Source organism: Deltaproteobacteria bacterium, assembly GCA_018668695.1.
Taxonomy (GTDB): domain Bacteria; phylum Myxococcota; class XYA12-FULL-58-9; order XYA12-FULL-58-9; family JABJBS01; genus JABJBS01.
The window spans coordinates 1-13,246 of the sequence record JABJBS010000398.1; the positions used below are offsets into that span (position 1 = coordinate 1).

Consider the following 13,246-nt stretch of genomic DNA (forward strand, 5'->3'; position numbering starts at 1 on the left):
AGGTCACACTCATCAAGGTTGAGCACGCCGTTGTCTAACTTCGGATCACAGAGGCTGACCTTTCGGGGTTTACCAAGCTTAGCCAGGCATAGCTCCAGGCTTGAACGCCCAATCGAGCCATAACCCAGAACGCCCACATGTAAATCCGGCCAATCCAAACCCAATGCTTCAATCATCGCCGCAGTGTTGAAATACATCGCACAAACGGTGGCGCCGTGGCCGGTGCTGATCGACTTATTCACAAGTGTAGGCTGCGCACCCAAACCTGTAAGCGATGGAAGCATTCCGGCGAGCGTAACAATTGGCGATGATGCCAGCGCTGCCGCCTCCTGAATCAAGCGGGGCACCTCTGGGGTGTTGAAAAGCTGATCGGCTGCAACAGGAATACCGATGAGCTCAGTCTCGCTGTAATCACTGGTGACCTTCTCCACCAGCGTCGGCGGTGTACCTTTCGGTAAAACCAAACCTGCCGGTGCGTAAACGATAAGACTCGACTTAGGAATACAAAGCTTGAGAATCTCCCGCTTGAGCACTGGAACCAGCTCATGAATCATCTCGGTGCCATGTAAATTCAAACGTAATCCATCATGAACCAACGCGCCAACCATGAGTTCCGTATCCGTCGATGCGGTATCGTAAGCGAACTTACCTTCGGGCCACTGCGGCTGGAGCTGTCCTTCCGGCTTGGCGACAATCGAAGAATCCATCCACGATAAGAAATAACGGCCCAAAGTACTCATGGCCGCCGTACCGGCAGCTCTCGCAATCGAACTCATCGAAGCGTCAGAATGCGCCATCGCCTGCTCTAAACTTGCTACCACACTCTCTAAAGAAAGAGGCGCTTGAGCCCGGATTGGCAAAGCTCTCGCAAAAGGGCCCACCACACCAGCCAAGGTCTCAAGGTGACCCTCTCGTCCCGACAAGGCCGTTGAAATGACCAAATCGCTCGTACCTTTCACCTCCATCAAGGAGCGAAAGAGCGCGTAAATCGTAAGCATAAAGGGTGTAGAGCTGGTTCGACTGGCACGCGCTTGCAGGCGCGACCAATGCTCGGCGTCGATTTCGATATGTGCCTCATGGACTTGTGTGTTCTCTTGAGGCGGTGGCGGGCTTAAATCGGCCAGATAACTATCCCACCAGCGGTCATCCACTTCCGTCACCGACTGCGCGACGTCGGCATAAGATGCAACCGGACCCAAACTCGCTTGTCGCCCTAACCGATAAGACTCGTGCAAGGTAAGCAATTCACGCGTAAGCACCCAAGAACTCCATGCATCGGCAATAATATGGTGCGCAGAAAAGAAGAGAGTGTGTTGTTTGGCACCAACCTTAACCACTCGAATACGGAAAAGCGGCACGGTTTCCATAGGGTACATCACTTGGGTTTCAATCTTCCAAGTCATCTCCAAGGCTTCTTCACGGAGCGTATTCGATACCACCGTTAGGTCATCAAAGGTAATGCGCAGCTGACTCTCTTCATGAACACGCCGAACCGGCCCACTCTTACCTGCATGAAAACTCGTTCGCAGCACCGGGTGGCGCCGCACAACCTCATTCAAGGCCCGTTGTAAGGAATCCGGATCTAGCTCACCTAATAGCGGCACACGCGCAGCCCAAAGCGGAGGATGCTCCGGATTACGCCGATGAGCGGTCCAAAAACCCCGTTGCACCGTGGAAAGAGAGTTGTTTTCTAAATGAGTCGGCCGCGCTCGCTTCGCATCGCTTTTTTCCAGCATTGTGCTTAAAGCTCCAAGCTCTTGATGCTCATAAACCACCATGGGTCGCACACTCAGCCCAGCTCGGCTCTGCAAACGCTGTAGTACCTCCAATGCACGAATCGAATCACCACCAAGTTCGAAGAAGTTGTCATGAGCCTTAGGCAATTCAGGCAGTTGCAATACTTCTTGCCAAATACCTGCAAGCACTGCCTGCCTATCTTCTCCGTGCGTGACTCCAGGGCGAGTAGGTCCGGTTGGCGCTTGGTCTTTTAAAGAATCCCGCAGCGCAATCCTATCCTTCTTCCCAGCCGTATTACGCGGCAACACGTCTACTCGGTTCCACTGATGGGGAACCATATAATCCGGTAAAAGACCGCTCAAAAATTCTCGAAGCCGTGCAGGTGTTGCCTCATCTTGGCCTTGGTAGGCAGCTATCAGCTGACCCTCTTCATACAAGAGCATGGCTGCATCCACAGCAGGGTGGCTTACCAGCGCATGCTCAACCTCGGCCAGCTCAACTCGGTTGCCATAAATCTGAACCTGCATATCCAAGCGCCCCAGATACACGAAAGAGCCATCTCCAAGCCGCCGTGCCAAATCTCCAGTCTTATAAACTCGCCCATATTCAGGATGTTCGATAAATGCTGCCGCGGTTTGCTCAGGCATATTCCAATAGCCTTCGGCGATGGCCCCAGAGACTGCAAGCTCCCCTACTCCATCCACAACATCGATTAAATGCATCTGCACGCCGCTGCGAGCCCAACCTACGGGTACGTGAAGCTCATCGGCTGCCGGCTCTCGAACAATTTCATACCAGCTGGCGTTGACGATGGTTTCCGTTGATCCATAGAGATTCGCAAATCGCGCCGAGCCAGCGTAACGCTCGCGCCATTTTCGAATCAAATCTGGCGTCATCGCCTCTCCGCCAATCAAAACCCATTCTAAATGCTGAAACGGGTCCTCATATGTACTGCGGTCTGCAGCTGCAATCAGATGCCTCAAAAGGCTCGGTACCGTATTGAGATTTGTAACCTTCTCGTCATGGAGCACCTTAAGAAACGCATCTGGATCACGAAGCTCGGCCGAAGAAACGGGGAAGGTCCTGGCCCCATTTTGAAGCGGTGAAAAAAGCTGCCGGAGTGTTCCGCCAAAGCTTAAAGAAGACGTCCATGAAAAACAGTCCGTTTCGTCTACATTAAACGCTCGCTGAATCCATCCAAGCCAGTTACTCAAGCTCGCATGCTTCACCATGACGCCCTTCGGCGCACCGGTTGAGCCAGAGGTGTACATGATGTGGGAGAGTTCGCCTTCTAAAAGCGGGCCATCATCCGACTCTTCATCCGAGATCACAACAACCTCATGCTGCCACACGGTCCGCGCACGGTCTGCATGCTCCTTGCTACAGAGCAAAAGGCTCGGCTGCGATGATTCAAGCACTTGCTGGATACGGGCATCTGGCCAACGAGGATCCATAGGTACCCAAGCAGCGCCCGTACGCAGAACCGCCAAGATTGCAGCCGCAGCGTATTCAGAAGGTGAACCTAAAATTCCGATTCTTGAACCCTTGAGCTTCTTGGCAAGAGCCGCAGAGCGACGCGCCAAAGTCCCATACGTCATCGTGCCCACCGCAACGCGGTCTGGGTGGATTTTAGCCCTCTCTATAATCTGAAATTGGACCTGCTTCGACGACTCCTCAGCCTCTTGGAGGCAATCCACCAACTCACCTTGAACACTCTCAAGTAAGGCTTGCACCTGAGCGCTCTCGAGGTGACTCAAAGCATAATTAAATGTGAGATGCAGCTCATCGCGAAAGACCCAAGCTAAGAGCGTGAGACGCGTGAAACCGCCGCCTGCCGTGCCCCGAAGCTCCGTAATCGTGAGCTCACCAATTTGGTCGAGGCCCGGTAAAAGCGGAAACGAGAAAGAAAATGGCGTGAGTCCAGCCGGGCCGCATGCACGAAAATCTCCCAGTTGGGCGAGTGCCAGCGATGATACCGCACCATGGGCATTCGCCTCTTGCAGTCCGTTATGGGCTCGTTTGGCCAATTCAAGCAGTGGCTCTTGGGCTTGAATGTGGGTGGTTATTGGCAAGCTATCGGCCATCGAACCCACCACACGCTCGATATCAGGTAACCTCACCTCACGGCGCCCCTGAGCCACTCGAACCGTAACCTGTTCTTGGCCACTGCGGTCAAAGAGCGTTTTTTGATAAGCGGCAAGAACAAGGCTCGGGAAAGTAACGTCGTGTTGCTTGGCAAAGGATTGAAGGCGCTCTGTGAGCGTGGCATCCAACGTTAGGCGCTGCTGACCACATCCTCCCGACGAGGGAGCATCCACTGGCGACTGCCAAGGCAAATGTATCGGGGCGACGCCGTGGTCGAGCTTTGTTTTCCACCAAGGTAAATCAATATCCGCAATACCATGGGATGCATGCACCACATCCTGCCAACCCGTCTCCAGGGTAGGAAGCGGCTCAACCGCGTGCCCACATTCCTCAGAATAAAGATGCAAAAGGTCTTCGGCCAGGAGCTTTTGGCTCCAAGCATCCACCAAGACATGGTGACCCAAAAGAAGAACGCGCTTAGTGTCGCAATGAACCCCAAACATGGGTCCCTTTTCTAAATCAAAGCGAATGTTGTTGAGCTCTGCTTCATCAATACTGCCGTGTTCTTCAAGAGCAGGTGCCGCCTGCCCCAAAAGCATTCTCCACTGGTCCTCAATACGATGGATCGCCGAGGTCAGCACAGGATGTCGCTCTACAAGCCTTGAGAGCGCTACTTTGAGCTTTTGCACATCAATGGCGCTTCCATCTGGCGTTTCCACGTTAACGCTTAAGCCAACATTCGCCGGCATATCGGGGAAAAAGTAGTGCTGCACCACGAAGGTCTCTTGAGCCGGAAGCAATGGCAAACCGGGCAGCTGTTGGTCGGTGTGAACAGCCCGTTCACTGCGCTCTACATTTCCAGATAAAACTGCAACCAGTTTGGCGAGCGTGTCATGCTCATAGAGCAGAGTCGTTGGAAGCCCATTACCGAGCATTTCTTCGATGTCTTTCACAAGGTCCAGAGCCATGAGTGAATCAATACCCAGCTCAGCAAAGCTCTGGTCACGGTCGATCGACTCCGGTGGCTGCTTCATAGCCTTCGCCAACAAACCTCGAATCGTCTCTTCGAGTTCCGCGGGATCCATTGCTTCAGCCCGAACCGAGCGCTTACGGTAGAAAGCGGCCAGATTTGGCTCTTCAGAGGCCAAAGCATGCTCTAGAACTTCAAAAGCCCAACCTGCCTCGATGCTCCGAATCCCTCGAACATCGAAAAAATCTTTTGCTCCAGCACTCATTCCGTCGCCCTGCCAGGGTCCCCAAGCAATAGATTGGACGGATTGGCCTTGGACCTGACCCTCTCGAGCAAAATCGTCAAGCCATGCATTCGCGGCGGCATACTCTTCAATACCGGTGGCAAGCCCGGGTACCACACCCGAGATAGAAGAAAACAAAACCTGATGTTTAGCGGTCAAGTCTTGGATATTGAGAAGGCTATCGCGCTTGGTCTTCATCGCATCTGAACCGGTGGTTCCTGCAAGGTGAAACAATATGTCTACCTTCGCATCCACTTGTTCCACGAAACTCTGAGCCTGCTGCGTATCCGTTAGATCTGCTTGAATCCAAACGGCTTCGCCTCCAGCCTTCTCAATCGCTGCGATCAGCTCATCCTCACGCTGCTCACGTGCCGAACGGCCCACCAAGGTCATGCGCATCTGGTAATATTGCGCGAGATAAATACAAAGCGCCCGGCCAATACCACCAGCCGCACCCGTCACACACACATGCATATTCTTATGCAGCTTCTTCTCACCAACCTTAGGCTCACGCCAAACCATACCGCCGGCTTTATCGGGCTCAAAAGCATGTAACCAGTTCTTTAAACTCAAGCTTGAGTCGTGAACGGGCTCACCGTACCAGTAACGTTTTCTCAAGTAGGCTGTTGGGGGCGAATGCATACGGCGACCATGGTAAGCAGGCATACGAACGGGTGCACCGGCCTCAAATAACGAGGCTGCAGTGTGGAGATGGAATTCAGGTGTTTTGTTGTCGCTCGATGCCAATGCCTCGAAAGGTAAACCCGACTGACTGGCCAATGCAGTAAGCGTGCGCCCTGGCCCGATTTCCAAACAATGGGTAACGTTCATACTCGCAAGCTCTTCAAGCGCTGAATAAAACTGAATCGGCTTTAGAGCGTGCGAAAGCCAGTCACCACTGGACATGGATTCAATCAGCTTGCCATGACTATCGGAAACCCAAGGAATCGAAGGCTTCTGAAACTTTACGGATTGAATGTCTTTGGCCCATGCGCGGCTCGCATCCTGAATAAGGCTTGAGTGAAAAGCCCGCTCGACGTCTAGCAATTGATGCTTGAAGCCCTGCTTTTTGCAAGTCTCACTAAAATTTCTCACGGCATCGATAGCGCCACCAAGAACCACCGAGGCAGGACCATTATGCGCCGTAAGCGACAACTCGGATTTCTCTAAAAACGGCTGGATTTCTTCCACCGATGCTCGAATCGCCAACATACCGCCGGCAGGTGCATTCGACATGTGTTCACCACGACTGACCAACATGTGAAGCGCTGCATCCAAGTTAAGCGAGCCAGCTTCCACTGCGGCTGAAAATGCACCTAAGCTGTGCCCTAAAACCGCTACAGGCTCAATGCCCACCGATTTCCAAACCTGTGTCAGAGCGGTTTCAAACGCGAGCAATGCCGCTTGCGTGTAGCGTGTATCAAGTAAGCCCTCTTGGGCACCTATTAGGCGACCTTTTAGGTTGAAGCTTTTGCCCAACACTTTGTGGCAGTGCTCAATCACTTCATTAAACACGTCATAGCGCTGCCCGAATTCAAAGCCCATCCCAACCGATGCACTGCCCTGCCCCGAGTAAAGAAACGCAATTTTAGGCTCTTGCTCAACTTCTCTCAGCGGCCTCGGTTGCTTAAGAACCTCTAATAATTCTTCACGGCTCTTCACCACCCGCCCCAGCCGCACAGGTTGCTGACTTCTCTGACAGCTTAACTGTTCAGCTATCTCAAGAGCTGGCTCTTCTGGATTTGCCTCGAGCCAATGCTTCAACTGAGCGGCATTGAATTCAAGTGCCTGCCGGTTCTGCCCGGAAAGTGCTAGGAATGCTTCAGTGCGTGGCTTTGATGCAAGTTCGTCCGGAGCCTTTTCTAAAATCACATGGACATTGGTTCCCGTAAATCCAAAACTGCTCACCGCCCCATAGCTCGTCTGTAGAGCATATGACTTCCGCGGTAGAATAATCTGCTTTGCGTCGATCTGCGGATGGTCCTCCGTTAGATGAAGGTTGGGAGGCAAAACCTGTTTTTGAAGTGCCATGACCACCTTCAGCAGACCAGCGAGTCCAGCAGCAGCTTCGGTATGACCCACCTGGCTCTTGACCGCACCCAAGTAAATCGGGTCGGCCTTGCCATACACCGCCGCCACACTTTCAGCTTCAATGGCATCACCCAAGGGTGTTCCCGTCCCGTGCGCTTCCACATAGCCGACTTCACTGGCATCGATACCTGCTTGAGCTAAGCTCTTTCGCATCACAGCCTGCTGCGCCGTTCCAGAAGGTGCAGTAAAACCATTACTCTGACCGTCGTGGTTACTTGCCGTGCCCCGAACCACACCCCAAATCGTGTCACCGTCTCTTTGGGCATCACTTAATCGCTTAAGTACCACCGAAACCGCACCCTCACTGCGTACATAACCATCGGCATCCGCACTGAAACTGCGACAACGACCCGTGGGTGATAATGCACCCAATGTTGAAAAATAAACCGTAGCGTGAGGGGTGAGCATCACATTCACTCCGCCGGCAATCGCGGCCGAGCATTCACCCTGCCGAAGCGCCGCACAGGCCAAATGAAGTGCCATTAAGGATGAGGAGCAGGCTGTATCCACCGTCAGCGCTGGCCCACGTAAACCAAGTAAATAGCTCAGCCGACCAGACAGCGCTGCAGGGTGCACACCACTTCCCGACCACGCTCCAATAGACTCAGGATGTTGGTAAAAATTGTTAAGCGCATACTCCGAAGGTGCTGCACCAAAATAAACCCCAACCTCCTGCTTGCTTAAGCTGTCCGGTGCCATCCCTGCTTGCTCAAGAGCGTGATAAGTGACCTCCAAGGCCAACCTATGCTGAGGGTCCATCTCACTGGCTTCGCGTCCACCTAACCCAAAATAGGATGCGTCGAACTTGGCAATGCCCTCAATAAAACCACCTGCCTTGGTGATGGTTTTACCGGCTTCGCCTTGAGCACCCACCCAAGCATCACCATCCCAGCGATCGGCCGGCACTTCTGTGATGAAATCTTTCGAGTCTAGTAAGCTCTGGAAGAAGTCCTGTGGGGACTCTATATCTTCCGGAAACCTGCACCCCGCACCAATGATGGCAATCGGCTCATCTACCGAGGCTCTTTGAGTATCCGGGGAAGACGCCTGACCGTCTTGCAAATACTCTATTAAAGCTTCCGGTGTGCTGAGAGAGTAGAGCAATGTGGGAGAGAAATCTCGGCCAAGTTCTTGAGCGAGAAGACCCGTAAGCTCTGCAAGCGTTGCTGAATCGTAACCCAGAGCTGAAAAGGTTTTTCGTTTTTCCGCAGCGGTTAAATGCTTCCCTGTGATGCGCGCGAGAAGAGCTGGGATATCTTGTTTAGCCAACGCCTCTTCTTGGACCTGTCTTTCAAGAGCAACTTTAAGCTTGCCTGCTTCATACGCCTTCAAGGTGGCTTTGCGTCTCAATTTTCCGCTGGTGGTTTTCTTAATATTCTTAGGACGCAGCAACACCACTCGATAAGGGCTGACTCCGTGGACCTCGGTCATCACAGTTAGTAACTGGTCAATATCCGCTTCACCTGCGTCCTGACGAACCTCGGCGAAAAGATAAACCCGCTCCTTGCTATCAGCTACGGCCGCCGCAGAACCTGGTCGAATATTGGCACCAGAGCCCTCAATGGATTTCTCCAAATCTTGAGGCCAGTGGTTCTGGCCACGCACAATCAGCAAATCTTTAAGTCGCCCTGTGACATAGATCTGACCATCTCTGAAAATTCCCATATCACCCGTGCGAATAAACCCGGCATGCTCACCTGCGCTTAGAAAAACCTTGTTTGTTTCTTCCTCGTTCTGCCAATAGCCGCGAGCCACACTTCCGCTCTTTAAAAGAATCTCGCCTACTTCGTTTCCCGTGCAGGTTTGCATGGATGCCGGCGCCACAATTCGAACTTCTTGATCAAGCCAAGTACGCCCCACCGAAGGCATCCGCAAACAATCGTCACCCTGAGAAGTGACCTCTTGAATCACACCCTCCAGGAGGGCCGCCTTCGAGACGTGCAGTTCTCGAATCGGCTTGCTGACCTCCGGCTTACATGTCACCGCAACCGTAGACTCGGCCAAGCCATACATGGGGTTATAAGCACTCCACTTAAACCCCTTAGGTTCAAACTTCTCTAAGAATGCCTCTAAAGTATCGAGTTGTATCGGCTCGGCGCCATTTCCCGCGATTCGCCAATGGGAAAGGTCAACATCGAGTTCATCGGAACACCTTGAAACACAGAGCGCATAGGCAAAATTCGGCGCACAACTGATATCTGTCTTAAAATGAGAAATCCCCTGAAGCCATCTCTCGGGCTTTTGGAGAAATGCCAGTGGAGACATCAACGTTGCCTCCGCCCCAAGGCGAATAGAAGACAGCACCACAGCAATCAGCCCAAAGTCGTGAAACAAAGGCATCCAGGAAAAGAACCGAGTCGATTCATCAAGCTCTAAACCCACACCCATACCTTCGGTATTGTGGGCTAGGTTGTGCTGGGTGAGCATGACGCCCTTCGGATGCCCCGTAGAGCCCGAAGTATACTGCAGCATCGCCACTGCATCCGGATCAGAGGCATACGCGTGCCATCCCGGATCTGCTCCACCTGCCTCCAAACCATCCGTTGCCAACCAGTCCAATGCAGCAATATCGGGAGCCATCGCCGCCAGCATGGGTAGCTGTGCAACAAAGCCTGCGCTGCTCAGAACAATGCCCGGCGAAGCATTGGAGATTACCCCGCGCAACCGTTCTAGACTTGCGGTCGGGCGGCTCGGGTCCGGCGGAGGCACAGGCACAGCAATGACGCCCGTTCCCAAACACGCCATGTAAGATGCTATGAAGTCCAGGCTGGTATCGTAAAGTAGTAAGGCCCGGTCACCCGCGTTGAGCTTGGATTGTAGAACCCGCGCAACGCGTTCGGTTTGCTCAAAAAGCTCCGCCCAGGTCCAGGTTAAGGCTTCATTGATAGAACCATTCGGTAATATCCGAAACGCGACCTCATCCGGCCGTTCACCCACATGCTTCTGCAGCTGGGCAAACAAAAGAGAGCTCGATTTGAGCGCCGATGATGTGTTCAAAAGTGGTCCTTACGTCAATGATCCTTGAAGATGGTATCCGGTTTCCCAATCGATTGCATCCATTGATAAAACCCTTGTTTATTAAGGGATATCTTAAAGCAAAGGACTCGATTACACATTCGCATGCCGTGATGTTCGTGGTATGACAAAATATCAGATAGTGGCCTCCTACCGGGGCACGGAGTGTTTCTATGTCTCTTTTCAATTTGGTTGGTCACGGCAACGACCCAGCCTCGAAACTGACCAACGAGTTCTATCGATTGCTTTTCATGGACCGCCTACTCTGGCGAGGTTACCCGTCTGAATCTCCCCGCTTTGAACGCAAGCAAAAAATTGTCGACCAATTGCACGAAGTCACCGGTTTCGAAAATAACGACCAAGAAGAACCTCTTGGGGAGCTCGATGCAGATACAGTTACCCGCGAGAGCTTCATCGAAGCATCCCTCAACTTCCAACGGCCGGTGATTGTGCGGGGCTTTGCTAAAAACAACCCAGCCATCACCAACTGGACGGCACCCTACCTCAAAGAAAAGCTAGGCAATCAGATCTGCACACCGCTCACCTGGACCAAAGATATAGAAGGCAAAGACTGGGATGTGTGTGCCAAGATCAGCCAGATGACCTTTGCAGAATTCTTTGAACGGATGCACGACGAGCCCATTTACATCAACGCCAACACGGAAGCTGCCACTGGCGACCACAGCCTTGTAGAAGAGCTGGACCTTGGCAAAATTCAAGACACGTTCACCACACCAGGAGAATCCTGGGACGAGCTGGTCCTCTTGAACTTCTTCATCGGGTCTTCCCATGTTCACAGCCAGCTTCACACAGCGGTAGGCGGCAACTTCTTCTTGATGATCAATGGCCGTAAAAAGTGGACCCTGATGGATCCGAAGTATTCGGCCTATATTCATCCGGTCACCCGCCGCCCCTATCAAACTTTTCGCTCACGCTATGGAGGCTACCGTGCGCAACGGGCCCTTGGCGCGAGCGCTGACCACCCTCTCTTCCGCCCGCCACTGCATGAGTTTGTGCTGGAACCTGGTGACCTTTTCTACAATGCGCCCTGGTGGTGGCATGAAGTTGAAAACCTCGACCCATTCTCGGTAGGCGTTGCAGTACGTCATACGCCGCCTCCGTTTGCCTCTTCACCCTCTTGGGCCAATCAGTCTCTATTTACCTTGGCCGGCATTTATCCCGTAGGGCGCAGTATGACCTACGCGCATTGGCTCTTTCAGAAGCTCACCGGTTATAAAAAGCCGCTGCGAGAAATCCTCCACCCAATCAACAACAAAGCCTTTGCGAACCTCTACAAAAACACCAAAGACGACCCATCCTAGACCACAACTTAACCTCTTCAGTTGTAATCTAGCTTTGAAACGGCAATAAACAATCCCCAAGGTGTTAGGGGGATTCTGTTATGAACACGCTCAAATTATCGTCGGTCATATTGATTGTGACCCTCAGCTCAGGTTGCACCACAGAAGACGCGGTCTTTCATGCCAACGACTGTGCCAACCTCTTTATGGAAGGCGATTTTCGCTTAGCACTTGAAGCTGGAGCCAGGGCTCTGCACATCGACCCGGAAAACAAGCCGGCAGAGATATGTGTCGGCAGAACGCGCCGCGAATTGAAGTTTCAAACCCACCTTCTCGATGCGCTCAATGCCGTTGGGGAAAAAGACTACGAATCGGCACTGGAGTGCCTGGAACGCGTTCCCACCAATTGTGAATCCAGCCAAGCTGCCGATACCCTGCGCAAGCTTGTAGACAAACTTATCCCAGCCCAAATCAAACGAAAGCACAAACGAAAACGCCTCGCTAAAGTTCGCAAAAAGAAACAGGCCCAAAAGAAGCGGCCCAAAAAGAAGAAAGCTAAGGCGAAGAAACCGGCCAAAGATAAAGAAATTGAGCAAGATCCGGTGCTCGAAGCAGAGGAGCCGAGTCCGGCCGAAGAGAGTTTAACCGGCGATGAAGAAATGCTCGAAGAATCAGATGCTCCAAAACGACGGCGAGCGGCTGTAGACGAGGATGAGTCAGGAGAATCCACCGCTGACCCAAGAGCCATTGCTAAAGTGTTCTCTAAGCGCTCACGTGATTTTAAAGCATGCCTAGAGCTCGATTTGAAAAAGAAGCAAAGCGCCAGTAAGCGCATCATTGTTCAAGTGACGATTGGCCCTCGAGGCGATGTGCGCGACGTATGGACGGTAAGCCGGAAGTACCGTAATTCGAAGCTTGCGAAGTGCATTGAGCGTAAAATAGACGCATGGCGATTCCCCGCGTTTAGTGGCTCAGCGGCAGTGATTGAACAACCCATCGACTTGTCGGTCATCGACCAATAATACTCTAAGCTACGGTGTTGCCTTACGCCGTGCCGCGCAGTGCTCGGCCACAATCTCGTAAACTTTACGGCAGCTCAGACTCTGTGAATAACCCGTCTGGTTGCAGGTATCTTTTTGCCACTCGGCAGCCGACACCCCGTCTGTAAACTCGGGCACAAAGGTGCAAAAGGTCTCCGAAGGCTTTGCGTGCTCCAAGCAGGCATTTAAAAAGACCGAATCGATTTTCCCGCAGCGTACAATCTCAAACATTTCAGATTTGTCGCACTCAACCGCTTTCTCGCTGCCGGTTTTAACACAGCCATTCTCATCCGTGGTCAGCCCGAAGTCCCGCCCGCGGGTCTTGGCTTGGTCCATCATCACCTCGAAGGTGTATTTCGCCTCATCGCTTCCAATCACCTGCTGAAAATTACTGATCACCGACTCGGCGCCTAAAGCGCAGATAATCAGCAAACCCAGGCCCACCACCACGAACCGAACCAGGTCGCGTTTTTTCTCACGGTCTTGAGGCGTATGATTCGGTCGTTGGTTCATAAAGCTTAATTTACCCGGGTCGAATGCCCATTGCACCCATTGGTCAGTACTTTTCAAGGGCACCCGCTGAAGTCTAGGCAGAACAGATTGGTTTGAGGCATTAAATATGAGATCCTGGGGAAGTCATGAGACCATTTTGGAGCTTCATTATCACCGCCGTCAGTGCATGGACCATGCTCTTTGTGTCGCTCTGGACCCTCGACCAAAGCGG

At 52.6% G+C, this 13,246-nt stretch carries 4 protein-coding genes; 2 read left to right on the forward strand and 2 right to left on the reverse strand.

Features of this window, described 5'->3' with window-relative positions:
• On the reverse strand, nt 1–10,163 hold a 10,163-nt coding region (locus HOK28_23550), incomplete at its 3' end, for an amino acid adenylation domain-containing protein (protein MBT6436085.1).
• 191 nt (nt 10,164–10,354) lie between these two features.
• Between HOK28_23550 and HOK28_23555 the strand changes: the two genes are divergently transcribed.
• Nucleotides 10,355–11,503, forward strand: a complete 1,149-nt coding sequence (locus tag HOK28_23555; protein ID MBT6436086.1) for a hypothetical protein — start codon at nt 10,355–10,357, stop codon at nt 11,501–11,503.
• Nucleotides 11,504–11,583: 80 nt separating this feature from the next.
• The gene (locus HOK28_23560) at nt 11,584–12,504 is read left to right on the forward strand and encodes an AgmX/PglI C-terminal domain-containing protein (GenBank protein ID MBT6436087.1); all 921 of its coding nucleotides are present in this window, start codon (nt 11,584–11,586) and stop codon (nt 12,502–12,504) included.
• Between the two features lie 9 nt (nt 12,505–12,513).
• On the opposite strand, the gene HOK28_23565 is transcribed toward HOK28_23560, so the two are convergent.
• A complete protein-coding gene (locus tag HOK28_23565; GenBank protein ID MBT6436088.1) occupies nt 12,514–13,092 on the reverse strand; it encodes a hypothetical protein in 579 nt (192 codons plus the stop codon).
• Between the last annotated feature and the right edge of the window lie 154 nt (nt 13,093–13,246).